Origin of the sequence: Escherichia sp. WS1265, assembly GCF_046487585.1 — a bacterium.
Classification (GTDB): Bacteria; Pseudomonadota; Gammaproteobacteria; order Enterobacterales; family Enterobacteriaceae; genus Escherichia; species Escherichia coli.
The window spans coordinates 13,409-30,895 of the sequence record NZ_JBJQJE010000020.1; the positions used below are offsets into that span (position 1 = coordinate 13,409).

At 46.5% G+C, this 17,487-nt stretch carries 16 protein-coding genes and 1 tRNA gene; 13 read left to right on the top strand and 4 right to left on the bottom strand.

All coding sequences use genetic code 11. The features are described 5' to 3' along the window. Positions 1-34 precede the first annotated feature (34 nt). The 4 genes from ACJHX3_RS18465 to ACJHX3_RS18480 all read left to right on the top strand — a co-directional run bounded on the left by ACJHX3_RS18465 (position 35) and on the right by ACJHX3_RS18480 (position 2,249). Positions 35-121: transfer RNA gene (locus tag ACJHX3_RS18465), tRNA-Ser, on the top strand. Positions 122-342: 221 nt separating this feature from the next. After that, positions 343-693, top strand: coding sequence for a Gp49 family protein (locus ACJHX3_RS18470; protein ID WP_000200984.1), 351 nt, complete (start codon positions 343-345; stop codon positions 691-693). Next, entirely contained in the window at positions 690-935 is a 246-nt protein-coding gene (locus ACJHX3_RS18475) for a GrxA family glutaredoxin (protein ID WP_000156433.1), read from the top strand. Before ACJHX3_RS18470 ends, ACJHX3_RS18475 begins: the two co-directional genes overlap by 4 nt. A gap of 210 nt (positions 936-1,145) precedes the next feature. Next, complete coding sequence (locus ACJHX3_RS18480) at positions 1,146-2,249, top strand: tyrosine-type recombinase/integrase (RefSeq protein ID WP_000797845.1); 1,104 nt, start codon at positions 1,146-1,148, stop codon at positions 2,247-2,249. Here ACJHX3_RS18480 and ACJHX3_RS18485 read toward each other — a convergent pair. Continuing rightward, positions 2,244-2,630 (bottom strand): multiprotein-bridging factor 1 family protein, encoded by a 387-nt coding sequence (locus ACJHX3_RS18485; RefSeq protein ID WP_094321824.1) that lies wholly within the window; start codon positions 2,628-2,630, stop codon positions 2,244-2,246. The genes ACJHX3_RS18480 and ACJHX3_RS18485 overlap by 6 nt on opposite strands. Positions 2,631-2,881: 251 nt before the next feature. On the opposite strand from ACJHX3_RS18485, the gene ACJHX3_RS18490 reads away from it, so the two are divergent. The 4 genes from ACJHX3_RS18490 (at position 2,882) to dnaE (ending at position 10,331) form a co-directional block, all read left to right on the top strand. Beyond that, complete coding sequence (locus ACJHX3_RS18490; protein WP_001098353.1) at positions 2,882-3,094, top strand: hypothetical protein; 213 nt, start codon at positions 2,882-2,884, stop codon at positions 3,092-3,094. Between the two features lie 98 nt (positions 3,095-3,192). After that, positions 3,193-5,301 (top strand): cobaltochelatase CobT-related protein, encoded by a 2,109-nt coding sequence (locus ACJHX3_RS18495; protein ID WP_094321823.1) that lies wholly within the window; start codon positions 3,193-3,195, stop codon positions 5,299-5,301. Between the two features lie 95 nt (positions 5,302-5,396). Continuing rightward, positions 5,397-6,632 (top strand): AAA family ATPase, encoded by a 1,236-nt coding sequence (locus ACJHX3_RS18500; RefSeq protein WP_063116778.1) that lies wholly within the window; start codon positions 5,397-5,399, stop codon positions 6,630-6,632. Between the two features lie 180 nt (positions 6,633-6,812). After that, entirely contained in the window at positions 6,813-10,331 is a 3,519-nt protein-coding gene (gene dnaE, locus ACJHX3_RS18505; protein ID WP_042063077.1) for a DNA polymerase III subunit alpha, read from the top strand. 303 nt (positions 10,332-10,634) lie between these two features. Here the strand turns inward: dnaE and cspG are convergent, their stop codons facing one another. The 3 genes from cspG to ACJHX3_RS18520 all read right to left on the bottom strand — a co-directional run bounded on the left by cspG (position 10,635) and on the right by ACJHX3_RS18520 (position 12,028). Further along, entirely contained in the window at positions 10,635-10,850 is a 216-nt protein-coding gene (gene cspG, locus ACJHX3_RS18510; protein ID WP_000066497.1) for a cold shock protein CspG, read from the bottom strand. Between the two features lie 329 nt (positions 10,851-11,179). After that, positions 11,180-11,743, bottom strand: coding sequence for a helix-turn-helix transcriptional regulator (locus tag ACJHX3_RS18515; protein WP_001240351.1), 564 nt, complete (start codon positions 11,741-11,743; stop codon positions 11,180-11,182). Positions 11,744-11,803: 60 nt separating this feature from the next. After that, positions 11,804-12,028 carry a hypothetical protein gene (locus tag ACJHX3_RS18520; protein ID WP_001351985.1) on the bottom strand — a complete coding sequence of 75 codons (225 nt, stop codon included), beginning with the start codon at positions 12,026-12,028 and terminating at the stop codon, positions 11,804-11,806. Between the two features lie 281 nt (positions 12,029-12,309). Between ACJHX3_RS18520 and ACJHX3_RS18525 the strand changes: the two genes are divergently transcribed. From ACJHX3_RS18525 to ACJHX3_RS18545, 5 genes are all read left to right on the top strand, one after another. Continuing rightward, a complete protein-coding gene (locus ACJHX3_RS18525) occupies positions 12,310-12,714 on the top strand; it encodes a hypothetical protein (protein WP_001351984.1) in 405 nt (134 codons plus the stop codon). Positions 12,715-12,831: 117 nt separating this feature from the next. Then, the gene (locus ACJHX3_RS18530) at positions 12,832-13,860 is read left to right on the top strand and encodes a hypothetical protein (RefSeq protein WP_001717300.1); all 1,029 of its coding nucleotides are present in this window, start codon (positions 12,832-12,834) and stop codon (positions 13,858-13,860) included. Between the two features lie 60 nt (positions 13,861-13,920). After that, complete coding sequence (locus ACJHX3_RS18535; RefSeq protein WP_042063073.1) at positions 13,921-14,865, top strand: 5'-3' exonuclease H3TH domain-containing protein; 945 nt, start codon at positions 13,921-13,923, stop codon at positions 14,863-14,865. Further along, positions 14,865-15,131 (top strand): hypothetical protein, encoded by a 267-nt coding sequence (locus ACJHX3_RS18540; RefSeq protein WP_042063070.1) that lies wholly within the window; start codon positions 14,865-14,867, stop codon positions 15,129-15,131. Before ACJHX3_RS18535 ends, ACJHX3_RS18540 begins: the two co-directional genes overlap by 1 nt. Before the next feature lie 2 nt (positions 15,132-15,133). Beyond that, positions 15,134-17,473, top strand: coding sequence for an LAGLIDADG family homing endonuclease (locus ACJHX3_RS18545; RefSeq protein ID WP_042063068.1), 2,340 nt, complete (start codon positions 15,134-15,136; stop codon positions 17,471-17,473). Positions 17,474-17,487 lie beyond the last annotated feature (14 nt).

Genomic DNA, 17,487 nt, shown 5'->3' on the forward strand with positions numbered 1-17,487 from the left:
TGCCGGAGATTCAGTACCGGCCACCACAACGGCCGGAGAGTAGGGAGCATGGTGCTCAAGCGGTCTTGAAAACCGTCCCATTGCGCAAGCGATGATGGTTCGATTCCATTACTCTCCGCCAGACACAGCGTTGAGCGGTTTGGCCTTTTAATCACCCAGATTAAGACTCCGCTAACATAAACCAGACCGCTCAACGCTGTGATAGACAATTACGGCAGACGTTCTTAACCATAGCTTGCTAACATCCTAGCAACACTTTTTTTCAGCGCAAAATTCAAAGGGGCTTCGGCCCCTTTTTTGCAACTGAAAGAGTCAAGTCTACGAACTTTGTAGGAAGAAATAATGACCAGCAAAGAGAACACACCACTAAAAGTCACCCCTGAACACATTGAACAACTCATTCAAAGTGAACATTATTTCACTGCATATGATGCCAGCCACGGGGATAACTTCATCTCTGTTTACAATTCAAAAACAGATATCGACAAAGGTCATGAGTCGTTAAAACTCTTAACGTTCTGCGTTATGGTTCTCAAAAATGGATATACCGTAACGGGAAAATCTGCGTGCGTAAGACCAGAAATCTTCAACTTTGATGTTGGTCGCGAGTACGCTCGAAAAGATGCTATCGATCAAATCTGGCCCCTGGAAGGCTATCTCCTGAAGCAAAAGTGGCATGAGGCAAAGCAATGACGATCACTATCTACGGACGAGATAACTGCTCATACTGCAAACGTGCGGTCGAGCTGGCGAAGCAACTAAAGGGACATGGCTACGGTGATTATGAGTACATCGACATCACCACTGCCGGTATCGACAAGGAAAAACTAAGTGAAATTGTTGGTAAACCGGTAGAGACTATCCCCCAAGTGCTGATCGATGGCCAACCGATTGGCGGATACACAGAACTGGCTGCATACGTCAGCACCCTCTGATTTTAACGGCTCACAGGAGCCGTTTTTATTCCCACCAAACTCACTCCCGTTTCCCTTAAAATTCAAAAAACAACGTCAAAATGATTCCATACCTACTATGTATGGAATCATTACTGAAAATGAGTTACTTTTACTCTTGATCCTATAAGAATCTATGCCTAATATACTGTTTACTTATACAGTGAATCGGCGTAACTCGGTGATTGTCATATGAAAAATAGCTTTGACAGAGCACGCGCTGCGGAGAACACCTCAAAAGAGGCGATTGAGTATCTCGAAAGAGCATCTCAAATGCAGGCCGTTATGATCTCCCAGGTCAGCAATGACATGAGATTCTCGGACGCATTCATGTTATTCACTCGCTTATCTCTGCTGATAACAAGACGTCGGCCAGAGATCGCTGTTCATTGTATTTTGATACATGTTTTGCCGCACATTGCCGATGTAAAAGTAAGTGACATTAATAGGTTCATGGTGAACCAACTGGTCAACCCACTAATACTGGATGGCAAAATTGTTATGGGCCGCCGCGTTTTCTCTCTGATGAAGCAGTTCCTTAGCTGGTGCGCCTTCCAGGGGATGATAGACGTGTCACCGTTAAACGATATGTCACTTAACAAAGTTGCCGGTGGCGCAAAGCCCACACCTCGCGAGCGGAAGCTGACCGACGCAGAGGTATGGGTGTTCTGGAATATATGGGACTACTTCAATGTGTGCGCTGGTACAAAATGGGCGGCCAGGCTGTGTCTTGTATCCGCAAGACGACCTGACGAAGTACTGCGGGCTAAAAAAAGTGAGTTCAATCTTAAGCGTGGGGTTTGGAATCAAGGCAAGAGGAACAAATCTGCCCGTGAGCATTCTCTGCCTTTAAGCTCATTAATGCGCACTTGTATTGAAGAGTTGTTCGAATATGGTAAAGACAGCCAGTGGCTCGTGCCTTCGAATAAAAAAATCGGGAAAGACCTTCCTATGTCTAAAGTGGCAATAGCCCAGGCATTACGTCGTATTCTGGAACGACCAGAACTGATGGAGCTTGAGCCATTTACACCCCGAGATTTGCGCCGTACTGCGCGTAGTTACTTCCCAGCATTAGGCATAAGCCAGGAGGTATCACGTAAAATCATGAACCACAGTCTTGAGGGGATAGATCGGGTCTACGACCGGCACGATTATATGGACGAGATGCGAGACGCCTTAGAAAGTTTCTCGACGTACATCGCATCAATCGTAGAGCAACCGGATTTAGACGAAATTGACCACAAATTTAAGGGAGATCGTCTATCAACAGAGCTTATTCGTGTAAATTTTTCATAGAGACTTTATGGCCTCAACAACCTTTTGTGATGCGCCTTTCTCTTTACCGAATCGCTCGTTATATGCAGCAAGAACCTGTTTTTCGTCCTCGTTAAGAGGAGCAGTGCCTTCTTTGTATAAAAATGCTGCGAGTTCGGGTTGGCGTTCTTCCAGCACCATCATCATAAGACGACTTGGCTCAATGCCCAGTGCCAGCGCCAGCGGACGAACCTTATCGATAGGCAAAGGAATTTTGCCGCTTTTAATTAAAGAAAGGTTGTTGGCGTTTTTATACCCAATTGTTTTGGCTACCTGGGCCTGGCTCATAGGTGAGGATTCAATCAACCCTGCGATAAAAGCAGCGTAGCGACTTTCTATAAATTCAATCTTGTTATCAGACATGGTTACAACCTTTGCGCGTTCAATTCTCTCTGGTAAGTGCTTACCGATATTACATCAAAGGTTAGGGTTGTAAAGCTATTATCATTTTTTTCGATAGGCACTTAAAAGACCGGTTAAAGGCCATTGTACGGAGAAAAATTAGCCCAAAACAGGTAAGAAAATCAACTTGCATATGATATGAATGTATTCAGTATTGATACAAATTTTAGTAGTATTCCTTACCATAGTATAAGTTAGAATGGATTGATTGAATGAACACCACTATTTCCAGCCTAATCGCTCTTGAGATCGGACACGTACAGAAATTAGCTGATGAGTGTGTAGCTGACATCCTCACCGATCTACCGAATGAGCAGATTCAGGTTGGTGTGAATGACACAACTGGCTTTATATTCGAACTTAACAACAAACGCTTCACGCTTCTCAATACCGGCTCCGGGTCTTTAGCCGTCAGAATCTGTTAACCCCTCTTCTCCCTGCGCGAATGACTTAGTTCCCTGTTCGCGCAGTGCTACATTAAACACACTAGTAAATAATTTGTTTTCATAACAAAGGATTAGCCATGTCTAAAAAACGTTCCATCAAAGAGGTTCAGGACTTCCGTGACAGTGTAAAACGAGTAGTCGCTCTCCTTTCAGGTAAAAACATCCCTGTTGCAGAACGAGGGGACGACGCTTATGTACGCTATAACGATGATGGAGAGCCAATTCTCGTAAACATCCCATCAATCCCGGATAACGCAACACCGGCATTGATGAATGCTGTGCGCGGATTTCTCGATCATGAGGTTGCTCACATTTTGTTTACCGATATTCGTGTGTCCAACAAAATGAGAGAAAAAGGACGCGTTCCTTCCTGGTCGCTATGGAATGCCTTAGAAGACGTGTTCATCGAGCGAAAAATGGGGCAGGTCTTTAACGGAACAAGACGTAATCTGATGGCAACTCAGCGCCTTATAATCGAAAAAGTCTTTAAACCAAAGGCTTCAGAGGCTATTGCTTATTGTGGCAAAGATCAGCGCGCGCTTTTTCTAAACTTCTTTCTCTGTCCGGTTGTAAGAGCCTGGGATGGCCAAGCACCGTTCGTAGATTTCATGGATGAATACTGGCCTGTCATTGAGAAACCAATTTCATTATTAAAAGAACATGGTATCGATGTGGCCGTGCGTAACATGTCTTGCACCGAGGATTGTGTAAAGGTGGCTGCGACCATAGCTAAGATCCTCAAAGACACTGAAAGTGAAAGCAAAGGTAAGGAGTCAGCTCCGGGAAAAACTTCCGATCCTTCAGACGCTGACCAGACGGATGCCTCTGGAGAAAACAATGAAGACAACGAAGATCATGAGACACCCTCATCGTTAGATAACCACAAATCTATCAAATCAGAATCACATAGTAAGCACAAACATGATAATAACGACAGCGATGATTCAGATAATTCTGAATCATCAGAAACAATATTCGATGATACAGAAAATGATAAAGAGGTATCAGATTCTGATGCTTCTGATAACGCGGCGTCAGAATCATTAACCGCTGACCACGAAAAAAGAAAAACGACAGAAGACGGCTCTTCAGATATCCCAACTCCGTCAAAAATGAGTCTGGAAGAGGCTTTAGAGGAGCTGGATAGCATAGAAGATGAAGTCGGAGGCATGACAGAAGATGCTCTATCCGAAACGATTAAAAGCGAGTTAACAGAAAGCTCGAAAAGCGAATACAGGCCATACAATCGCTCATACGACTTCATCGGCTCGATTGATCAGGCAGAAGCCCATATCAAACGGCTTATTAAAACATTCTCCGATATTGATTTGGGAGGATATCCAATCAGCCGCTATCGCATCGTTCCTGAAGGCAACCAGCTCTTCGACAAATATATTGAAAAGCATCTTTCGTCAGGTGTTTCGTCGACGCTGGCAAAAGACCTGGAACGTGCAATAGCAAGCAGAAACAGAGTTCAGTTTATACCTGGCCAGCGTCGGGGGCGCATTCATGGTTCAAGTATCTACAGATTAACAATGAATGATGATCGCGTGTTTCGTAAAAAAGAAGAATCTAAAGCCGTTAACGCCTGTGTTCAACAAGTGATTAATTTATCGGGTTCAATGAGTGGCGAAACGATAAAACTAGCTCTTGCAAGTGCATATACCATCGCCGATGCACTTGATCGAATAAATGTTCCCAACATTATCACCGGCTTCACTACATTTGGCAGTCATATGGCAGCAGGAGAACTTAAGGCTATCAAATATGAGTTCTCTCGCTTTGAATCTTTAATGCTACCTATCATCAAAAATTGGAATGAAAAAGCAAATTCTCGCGAAGTTCGCTCACGTATGGGGTGCGTAGGCTACACATTCCCACTTCTTAATAACGTGGATGGTGAAAGCATAGCCAGCCTTGCATCGTTATTTTCCGGTCGCTTGGAGGACAGGAAGATCATGCTTGTTCTGAGCGATGGCGCGCCGTGGGCTGTTGGGAGAGGTTTTGACGCTCATTTGCGTTCGGTTGCGAAGCAAATTGAAACGCAGACTGACATTGATTTGATGGCAATTGGCATCATGACTGACGCACCGGAGAGATTTTACTCAAATCATGCCCTGGTAACGAGCGTTGATAGTCTTGGTTCATCTGTAGTTACTGAACTATCTCGTATCATTTTGAAGTGAATAAAACAGCCTTAATGATAAGTAAGCACTTACGATAGTTAATGGTATATTTATATAAGAAGTTGAACGCTCATTAGAGAACAAAGGAAAAACGCATGACGACTACTGCACTGCAAAATGAAAAAAATCATTCTGATTACCTTGTTTGCAAGTGGTGCGGCAAATCATTTCACTATTTTAAGTCCCATGTAGCCAATGGTAATTGCGAGGGCATTCCTGAGTCAGTAAAAGATGCCGATCCTGACACCGTACTGAAAATGTACACAACGCAGTTTCCAGATGAGCCAACGCTATCGAAAAAGGCACTTGATGCAATTCAAGCTAAACGTGCCGAGCAAAAAAGCGAAATGGCCAAATCTTCTGGCTTGACCAGTAGCCCTGGTTACACAGGCACAGTTGAGTACAAGACAGATCTGGTCGCAGCTCACGAACTGCTAAACGTAACGGTGGAAGAACTCGGAACAAAACGTGGGACGCCGCTCATGGTTAGCGTCAACGTCAATACGCCGTATCCAGAGTTCGTTCCAGAAGTGAAGAAGGGCTACGTATATGGCGACTTCGAACTGATCAAAGATATTTTCATGATGCTTGAACTTGGCATACCTGGCTATTTGTGGGGTCATGCAGGAACAGGCAAATCGTCATTGCCTACACAGCTATGTGCTTTGCTCAATCGTCCGTTGATCCGTGCCCAACATACAGCATCAATGGAAGAGGCACATGTTACGGGGCAAATTCTGGCGCGTGATGGCTCTACGTATTTCGAGCCTGGCTTGCTTGCGCTCGCAATGAAGCATGGCTGGGTTTACCTCGCGGATGAATACGACTTTGCGTTTCCACAAATTCTTGGCGTGTATCAGCCAGTGCTGGAAGGTGAGGCGTTGGTCATCAAAGAGGCGACTCCAGAATGGCGTCGCATTACTCCGCATGAACGGTTTGCTTTCATTGGCACTGGCAACACGAACGGATCTGGTGATGAAACCGGCTTGTACCAGGGTACAAACATCCAGAACGCCGCGAACTTTTCGCGTTTTGGCATCGTTTCGAATGTGAAATACATGAGCAAAGACGCAGAGATCAACATGTTGATAAATGCAGGCATCGTGGATGAATACGCTGAAAAGATGGTTAAGTTTGCCGGTATCGTTCGCGATGGATACGAAGAACACCTTATTAGTCAGCCAATTGGCCCTCGTGAACTTTTGTTGTCGGCCAAGATTGGAATGATGCGAGGCGACTTTGTGACAGGTATTGAGCGTTCTTTCATTAACAAACTCCCTTCAGCTTCTGCACAAGCGGCTCGTGAAGTTGTTCAAAAAATATTTGGTTAATCGTGCGTAAAGGATGTTTCGGCTCTCTTATCGCTGCTTCTGAAACTGGTAAGGCTTGTCTGGTGTGTCCAGACAAGCCCGATTGTCACCAATCAGCAAAAGAAGTTGCGATTTCGATGCATGGGAAGTTCGTAGGCTTCCCCAATGACAAAATCAAAAAAACCAGAAAGGTAAAAACACATGAAGGCACTGATGGTTCGAACTGACTTCTCACTTGGGGAGTCGGCTCTAAAAGCAGAAAACGCGGTGAAGATTGCCAGAGAAGCTGGCTACACCGCTGTAATTTCAGCAGATAGCATGAATATTGCGAGCGTTATTCCACTACAACGTGCCGCTGGTGACGACATGGCGGTTATTTGTGGTGTGAAACTAAACATTGTTGATGATCCCACATACGAGCACCGGGCTAAACTTGCTAAAGAATCTATGAGATGTATGGAATCATTAGAGCGGGGACGTAACTACTCGTTTACCGCTCTAATTAAAAATGAGCAAGGATATCGCGACATCTGCGAACTAATGACGGCGGCCAACACACGAGAACAGTTCTACTTTGTACCGCGTCTCTCGCTCGAACAGTTGGTTTCTACATATGCCAAAGGCAACATCATCCTGCTTACTTCCGACATCGGTAGCGTGTTCCAACGCAACGATTTTGCAAAAATCATAAGCACACTGATTACAGCGGGTGGAAAAGACAACTTCTATAGTGTGGTTTATCCGCACCCTACCCCATTCTACGACCAGATTAACGTCCGGGCGATGAAAGTCGCCAGCGCATTGAAAATAGAGCCAGTGGCGTTCTATCCCGCTTATTACGAATCGATCGACGATGCAGACATTAAAGACATTGCGCACATGGTTACGAACAACATCAAAATCGACCAGCCGCATCGTCTGCGTATCCCCCACCAGCGAGATAACGCCGTCAATGGTCGCCGCCATCTCCTTGAGGCGCTTAAAGCCTTCTCCGTTCGCATGGATGTGCCGGTAACAGCTGCAATGGCCTCAACAACGCAGGATACCATTATCGATGCCTGCACATGGCGCTGGCATGAATTGCCGCCAGCACTGCCAAAGATGGCAGACGACGAGCCTGCAACGCTTATGAAACTGGCTGTTGCAGGGCTGCGTAAACGTCTTACCACAAAAGAGTTTGGATACACACCACCTGCTTCTGAGAACAGGGTTTATGTTGAGCGGCTAAAGTACGAAATGGACACGCTGACTCGCCTGGGATTCTGTGGTTACTTCCTGATGGTGCGCGATCTGATGAATCATAGTCGTGAAACTGGCATTCCCGTTGGGCCTGGTCGTGGTTCCTCTGCCGGTTCTCTGGTGGCGTGGTGCATAGGCATAACCAACGTCGACCCAATCCGTCACGGTCTTCTGTTTGAGCGTTTCATCAACCCTGAGCGTCTCGACTTGCCAGATGCGGATTTGGACTTCAGCCAGGCACGTCGCCATGAGGTGATCGAGTATCTGAATGAACGCTACGGCGAAGATTACGTTGCAGGCATTCCGAACTTCACCTACCTGGGCGCAGCCTCTGCACTACGTGACACCGCTCGTATTTATGGTGTGGAGTCCGCAGATATGGCGGTATCAAAAGAACTGAAGAACGCTGAGGATGATAGCCTTCCATTGGAAGAACTGCGCGAACAACTGGCAAGTCTCGACAAATACGCAACAAAATATCCTGATGCATTCAATGCAGCCTGCAAGTTACAAAGCCTTATGCGTGGCTTTGGTAGACATGCGGCAGGGATGATCGTAGCAGGTGTTCCTCTGACAGAACGTACACCGGTTGAGCGCCGTGGTGACGCGCGTTGTATCGCATTTGACAAGCGTTACTGCGAGGCTATGGGCCTAATTAAGCTGGACGTGCTTGGCCTGGCAACTCTCGATTTGCTCGATAGTGCAAAACGCTACATAAAAGAGAACACAGGTGAAGATATCAATCTTGATGCCATTTCTCTTGAAGATCGCAAGGTGCTGGATGGTTTTGCTGCTGGGTACACTCAAGGTGTTTTCCAGCTTGAATCAGGCCCAATGCGCAAGCTGCTTAAAGATTTAGGTGGTGGAATTGAGCCAATGAGCTTTAAAACGGTCGTCGCTACAACTGCGCTCTTCCGGCCGGGGCCAATTCAATCAGGCATGTTGGATGACTATGTTTCTGTCGCCAAAGGCTTTATGACGCCGGAATCATTACACCCCGTTCTTGATAAACTTACCGCGGAAACAAATGGCGTGATTCTCTATCAGGAACAGACGATGAACGCGACTCGATTGCTTGCCGGCTTCACAATGGCTGAAGCTGACGCTGTGCGTTCCGCAATCGGTAAGAAGAACATGGAAAAAATGAAGAGCATGGGCGAGAAGTTCATCGTTCAGGCTCAAGCTGGCTGGATAGACGTTGAGCTGGAAGATGGCACTACACAGCGCATTCACCGTGCGGAACATTTTAAATGCGAAGACGGAACTCTGAAAACTGTCGAAGAGGCACTTGAGCACGGCGCAAAACTACCTATAAACGCAGTACGCGTTACAGCGTCACATCCAGGGCTATCAGAGATGAAAGCGAAGGAGATCTGGACCGCATTTGAGAAAAACGGAGCCTATCAGTTCAATAAATCACACTCCGTTGCTTATTCTTTAATCAGTTATCAGTCTATGTGGCTAAAGACGCACTACCCTGCTGAGTTCTTCGCAGCTGCGCTCACCATTCTGGGCGAGGATAAGCATCAGGGGCTGGTGAAGGATGCGCTGACCTATGGCATTCGCGTATTGCCACCAGACGTTAATGTGTCATCTAACCGAATTGAGATCCGCACACTCGAAGACGGCAGTCAGGCACTGTATGCGCCATTCTCTGCTGTGAAAGGCTGTTCTGAAAATGGTTGTCAGGCAATTATGCGTGCGCGTGAGAAAGTTGGTGGCAAATTCGAGTCAGTGGCACAATTCGATGAAGCGGTCGAGAAGCGTGCATGTAACAGTCGTGTACGCGAGTCGCTTCATAAAGTAGGGGCTTTTGCGTCAATTGAGCCAGGCAGTCTGCCAGCAACTGATCCTGAACGACTGCGCGACCAGGCTGAGCTGATGGGCAATCTCATCATTGACGCTGTTAAAGCATCACGTCCGTTCGAAATGAATCCTAAGCGTTCTGCCGAAATCAACGTACTCATGACACGTATGGCGGCTGAAATGGGCTTGGGTGAGGAGTTGATACGCCCGACTATTGGTATTAAACCCAAAATCATGATCATTCTGGACAATGCGAACGGCAATGACGCTCGTACCGGCTACTTCATGGAGAACGGATACGACGACTTTAAGGCAAAACTACTGACAGTTGGAGATCTGCGCATGGGCGATCTTTATGTCACGGGTGTTTGTAAGAAGGTTAAGGACAAAGAGAAAGACTATACCAAAGACGAGATAGGCCAGTTCACAGACTTTATGCGGGAAGAAATTAATCTTGTACGACCAACCTACATTTTGACGTGTGGTAGTCGTTCAACCGCACTATTTAACAATAAGAGTAAACCATCAGATCTGATTGGTCGTAAGGAGTACTTCCCAGAGCTTGATGCAACCGTCTTCTACGGATTTAACCCGAATATCCTGTACTTCCGACCGGAAGAAGGAGAGCGACTGGAGGCCATTCTGGCTGATATCGCGGAGACAATAAATAAGTAATAAAGAAAACCCGCCTGTTGGCGGGTTTATAAAGAATTATGGCGCTTGTTGAGGAAGTCACTCCTCTTACGCACTTTGTTTTGCCATGCCGGCAGTTAGCTTCTGCCTTTGACTATTCATGCGGCAACCCCGCATTTCGCCACAATGGGCAATTCACTTTTATGGAATAAACTGGCCGTTGTGTCGATTTAATTAGCATGGCCTTACCATGCTAATTTATTCAACTTGTACAATCCTACAAATCTATCCACTCAGGCTTACACCGTCTTCGTTATTGTAGAAATGAGGATCATCAGCGTTGAATCAGCTTAGAGCAACGACATTTGCTGCTGCTGGGCCTTTAGCCCCATTCTCGATAGAGAATTCGACCTGCTGGCCTTCTTCCAAAGTGCGGAAATTATTACTCTGAATTGCCGAAAAATGTACAAAAACATCTTTACTGCCATCAGCAGGAGAAATAAAGCCAAAGCCTTTATCAGAGTTAAACCATTTTACTAAACCAGTCATTTTATTAGACATAGATATTACCTTCTTAATTTTGTGAGCCACATAGTGCGGCGAGAATTTGATCTGTATAGATTGGGACTTACTTAGGCACTTAAGGAGGAGACTCACGAAGAAGGGAAATCAGAAGATAACACTGAACTGAGACTGCTTTACTAAAACTGCTTACATAAGGTCTGTCTTGCAAACCAACGATGCTATTAACGCATACCCCTTCTTTTCATGCAACCTTTATTTTTCAAAGATAACTAATTTTTGTCACCATTGGTTTAGTAAACGTTAACGAACCAGACGATGCCAGACACCTTTACAGAGAACAGATGCCCGCCAATTGGCGGGCATCATTATGCGCATTTCGCAATATCTTTGCGGCGTTTAATCAGTTTCTCCGCAATTTGCTCTATTTCGTTGAAATCTTTCGAGACGCTGTTTCGAAGCGCCAGATTCCATTTACTCAAAGTTCGGGCATTTTGGACAATTTGATCGCCCTCTTTAAGTCGTCCGTTATTCATGAGCCATTCAGCCACATCAGCCCAATCCCAGAGAGGAGACTGGCCTTTTATGCGTTGTACAGGGCAAGGGAAGTCGCCGCTTCCGCGCTTACCGTCTTTGAGCAACGCCACTGCCTGGCGAGACAGGTCTGTCAGTTCCGCGATATCGCTTAAGCCCACAAGAGCCGAGTCGACGGATTCAACAATTGCACCGATACCGGCTGATTCAATATTGTCGACCGCAGATGCGATAGCTGCATCAAGTGATTGTGCTTCGCGGTCAAATTCTACATAGACGGAGTTTCCATATGCGCAAATTAGCGCATCGTCACAGCCGTTTTGGTACAGCGCGTCTTCCAGTCCTTCCGTCTCATACGATACGCCTGAGAGCGTCAGAGTGAAGTTATAAAGCGCCATAGTTTTCCTTTGAAGATAGTTGGACAGTTTCTGCAAAAGGCGGCTAATGCCGCCTTGAAATCATTTACAACGATCAACCATTCGTTTGATCTGTTTGGCATGGTTTTCGGGATTACCCGGAGTCGACCATACGCTCATTTGGTGAGTTTTGTGTTCACCTTCTGGATTACCGCATCGCAGTCTGCAAAAACAATGTGCAGCACCACCAGCTGCTACCCAGATCCAGCCTTTACTTAATGCATAGTCAATGGCTGCTTGAATATGCTTATTCGGATGTTGCTTCATTCGCCTCCGATAATAGTATTCTATTCACAGTGTTGACATCTGTCAACGGCGACTGAATTTCATCCGTTCATGCCACACCCCCATCCATCTCATGTATGTGACCTAAAGATGGTCAGCACAGCTTACCAAAATAAGACAACTAATTATCTTCGGTGATCTCAATATTTTCCCCTGAACAAAGTTGACATGACGCCATAAACCCGTTCTCTGTTTGATATAATTGATACAGATTTTATAAGTAGGAACCTATTAGAGTGAACACTGATATTTTTTCTAAAATCATGGCCGATCTGGAGTTCGACCGCGACAACCTTGAGGAAGTATGGCGTAAACAGCCACGGCTTTTAATGGAGTATGGGTCAAAACTAGCGCAGGCAGATCGAGATGTCGCAGAGGCAAAACTTAACCTTGAAGCTGTTGAAGCAAAGCTATACGACACAGAGCGTAAGAACTTGAGTATGAACGGCATTAAGTTCAACGAGTCTGTACTGGACGCTAAGGTTAAAACAAACCCACAGTATCTGTCTAAACGGCAGAAGTTGGATGAAGCACGGCACATCGCAGACATATACAAACATGCTGTCGCCGCCTTTTCGCATCGCCGAGACATGATCGTTCAGGCGTCAAAGATGGCCATCGTTGAATTAGAGCGATTAGGCTCTGAACGCTTTATTACTCCCCGTTGATTTTTGATAGATAATAAGTAAGTACTGATCTATCATTTAACAGCTCGAAAGAGCCACGAATGAACGAAAGCCCAACGCGCATAGCGCCATCGGCCAAATCACAACAAGGAGAAACACATGTCTAAGACATTACTTGATTTGCTTAACAAAACTCGTGAAGACATTGCCGCCAAACGTGGCAACAACGTTGATCTGACTCGCTTAAAAGACGGCGTCAACTATATCCGCATCTTCCCGAATAAAGACGACCCAAACGGTAAGTTCTTCCAGACTTTCGGTATGCACTACGTTAAGTATCAGAACGAGGAAGGTAAAGAAGCAACCAACGCTTATATTTGTGAGCAACATACTCACGGTCGCGCTTGTCAGCTATGCGAAATGGTTATGGAAGGTCGCGCTCGTCACAAGGGTAACAAAGCAATGGAAGAACGCATCGGTCAAATGCGTGCCACTCCTCGCTACCTGGTCAACGGCATTCTTTCTGCTCGTGAGGATTTCGCAGATGCTGAGAAATGCCAGTTAATCGAGCTGCCGTCTACTGTATTCGATGATATCTGCAAAGCAATCACCGAAGACATCGCTGATGATATCGGCAATCCACTGAGCAAAGAGGAAGGCTACGCATTCCTGATTAAACGTACTGGCTCTGGTCGCGATACCAAATATGACGTCTCGCCTAAGCGTAAAGTCTACAAAGGCGATATCGAAGATAAATTCTGGAACACCCAGCATGATCTGATCGCATACGCAAATCAGGCTGATGAAACTCGTCTTCTGTCGACAGTTCGCACTATGGGTCGTCTGATTGGCATCGCTGCACCAACTGCCGCAGCATCTGCACCAGCAATTTCCTCAACCGCGAAAACATCGGCTGCGGCACTACCTGGATTTGGCTCTGTCACTGGTCATACAGAAGGAGCGACGGCTGTAGCAACCGCGCACACACCGGCTTCTGAACCAACCAGTCTGGTTGATGAAGAAATCCTCCGTGCCGTTGAAACTGAATTTAAACCAGAGGCAAGTTCCGCTGCCGTTGCCGTATCAGTCAAAGAGTCTGAAGCAGTCGCAGCGACATCTGTAGCAACCGCATCTGCGACGGAAGATGAAGGTCTGGATGACCTACTGAGAGAGCTGGACTCTCTGTAATCCCATTACGTGACCAGTAAGGCGTCTACGGACGCCTTACTTTTTGGAAGGAATGTACCGGTGAATTATCTCTTCGTAGATGGCAATAGCCTGGGTTATTACCATCAACAATCTGACAAATTGCACAACGGCGAAATGGAAGTACAGGCTGCTTTCGGCTTTGTTAAGAACGTCCGTCGTTATGCCTCCATCCTCCATGCCCGACCTATGATTCTTTGGGATGGATTTAGTGACAAGCGTCGCGACTTTTACCCGGACTACAAAGCAAATCGCGACGGCGATCCTGATATGAAAAAGATGAAGGAAGGCTTTGCTATCCAGAAGCCATACATCCTCAAAATGATGACCGCGCTTGGAGTTACCCAACTCATTGCAAAAGATGCAGAAGCGGATGATCTGGCCGGGCTGCTGGTATCCCGCATGGCACCGCAGCCAACCGTTGAACACATCTATCTGTTAACAGGCGATAGCGACTGGCTTCAGTTAGTTCGTGAAAACGTAAGCTGGGTAAGCCTGCGTGAAGACGCCAAAAACAAGCAGGTTAATTTTGAGCAATTTGCGGAGCTGACAGGATTCGCCACGCCTCGCGCATTTTTGGAAGCAAAAGCATTACAAGGCGATAACTCGGACAACATTAGCGGTGTTGGTGGCATTGGTGCTGGCGGTGCGAAAGAGCTGCTGCATGAATGGGGAAGTGTCGCAACGATGGTACGCGGCATCAACGACGGCTCAATCGTGGTTAATAAAGGGCGTCATAAGACCGCCTTCAACAAACTAGCGAAGAATGCCTTCAACGAGAAAACAGGCTGTCGAATGCTCGAAGCGTTCAAGAGAAACATCACGCTAATGAACCTGATTGAGACGAAGTTTCCGCCTACCGAAATCGAAACAATCAAAGGCAATCGTGACGTGAAAGCATTCGAGCAACTGTGCTACGAGCTGAATTTCCGTTCGTTCCTTGAAGACCTTGAAGTGTTTGTTCTTCCATTCGAAAGGTATTGCTAATGCTTAAATCGATTATCAATGGCGCTACAACCACCCCTGCCCAACTGGCAAAAGAGATTGTCTTTTATCACGGTGAGTACGCTGTCATCGCACTGCCGTCAATTCTGGGCGCTGTCGGAATGAAAGCGACAGATCGCGAGTTTGGATTAGTCAGCGAGCAAGTCGTAAAAATCCTCGCTCGTGTATCCAGACTCCTTAACCACGATGCGATTGTATTCGATGAATCCGCCGCTTTAAAACGAATCAACGAAACAAAAGGAGCCTGATCATGGCAAAAGGAAAATCCGCACTGGCACTTGCTCTGAAAAAGAAAATCGGTAGCAACGACGAAATTCAGAAAGTAACTCATTGGATTGATACAGGCTTTCCACCGTTAAACAAAGCTATTTCTGGTCGTTACGATGGCGGCTTCCCATGTGGTCGTATCGTCGAAGTATTCGGTCCTCCAAGTGCGGGGAAATGTGTTACCGCAGACACCATGCTGCTGACGGAGCGTGGAATGGTAACAGTGAAAGAGTTGTTTGAGATTGAAGGGTACAAAGCGACATGCACTACTCGCGATGTAGAGCATAACGTTGGACTCATCAATGAAAATGGCGTGATAGAGAAGACCTCACACCTGACATGGAACAACCGTCGCAAATTCAAGCGTATTAAGCTGGCATCAGGCGGTTATATCGAGGCTACGTTCCGTCACCCAATCCGTGTGGTTGACGACTTAGGTAATGTCGTCTGGCGACATGCTGAAAAAATCAGTGTAGGCGACACGATTCCTTCAATGGTTGGCACACATCAATTCGGCGATCAGCACCTGGATGCCAATATCGCAAAACTGATGGGCTATTTAATTGCTGACGGATACGTGGCCTCTGAAAATTCAGTGAATTTTTCTAACACAGATCCTTTCATCAAGGATGAGTACTACCGCCTCATTTCGCTGGTATCAGACAAGATGCCAGTTACGAGAAAACATAACGGCTCGGAAGACCATGTGCTGTTTAGCAAAGAGGTGCGTTCGCTGCTTTTTAAAGAATATGGTCTGGAGTATGAGAAAGCTGCTGGCAAGCAGGTTCCGTTGAGTGTGCGTCGCGCCAATAGCGAGGCTCAAATTGCATTCCTTCGCGGCTACTTTGAGCTGGAATGCCACGTCAATGATGGTCGCTGCATTGAGGTTGTGAGCGCGAGTGGGCTGCTGCTACAGCAAATTCGCCTCATGCTCCTGAATCTGGGGATTACGTCAACTATCTCTGAAAAACACGTCGCGGGTTATGAAAATACATATTACCGGCTGTCATTCAGTGGCTCTAATTACGACCTTTTTCTGTCAACGATTGGTTTCGAATCTCCGGCACGTTTATCAGTGGCAACCAAACGGGACATTGGTTTTGACCGCACTTACTCAGGCTATGTTCCGCACATCAGCGGCTTAGTGAAATCACTCTACGAGTCGCTCACCAAGACCACCCGTGAAGACTACGCTCTGGTAGACCACGTTATTGGCCGCGGCGATCGTGTCGGAATAGACAAACTGCGAGAAATCTATGTCTCCTTCATTGGCAGAAAGAATCGTTTTAACGAGCATCTGTTTGCACAACTGGCAGCGGTAATTGGCTCTAACTTGTTCTACGACGAAGTCGTGGCTATTGAGGAAGGTGAAGCACCAACGTTCGACGTAGCGATGCCGGAAACACACTCTTTCTGGTCTAACGGGATTATCAGCCACAACACATTCCTTGCAACAGCAGCGATGATCTCCGCTCAAAAACAAGATGGTCTGGCGGTATTCCTCGATCATGAAAACAGTTTTGACGTTGGCCTGGCTGTAGCCAATGGTTTGAATGCAGATGAGGATGACGGTCAGTGGGTATACAAGCAGCCTGATACCTTCGAAGACTCTGTAGAGTTGATCGGCACAATTCTTAAATTGGTACGTGATGAAGAGCTTATTCCTGAATCAGCACCTATCTGTATCGTGGCTGACTCACTTGCGTCTATGGTTCCGAACTCCAAAGCCGAGAAGTTCGAAAAGATGGCTGAAGGCACTGCCAAAGACAAAGATCAGCTAAACATGAACGACAATACGGCGCTGGCTCGTGCGACGAGTGCGAACTTCCCCACTCTGGCTTTGTGGGCACGCAAATACAACGCCTGCATCATCTTCTTGAATCAGGTTCGCACAAAAATCGGTGTAATGTTTGGCGACCCTACTACGTCTCCAGGCGGCGATTCACCGAAGTTTTACGCTTCTGTGCGCATCCGTCTCGGTGCATCGGTGATGAAGGATGGGAAAGAGAAGATCGGTCAGGACGTAGGCGCAGAGTGCATCAAAAACAAAGTTGCACCACCGTATGGCAAATGCACCTGGAAATTCTACTTCGATCCTACTCGTGGCCTCGACGTTATCGAGTCGCTCGTCGAGTACATGCTGGAAGAAGGATACCTGCCAAAGAACGCCAGCGGTCGAGTAGAAATTGGTGACAAGAAATACACCAAATCACAGATCGTCGAGATGTATCGGGAGAAGCCACTAGCTGAAATCATTGCGGCTTTACAGGCAATCGACGACCGGAGATCAAAAGACAATCCCACCGAGTCAGTAGAAGAGTAAACACAAGGCGTCCA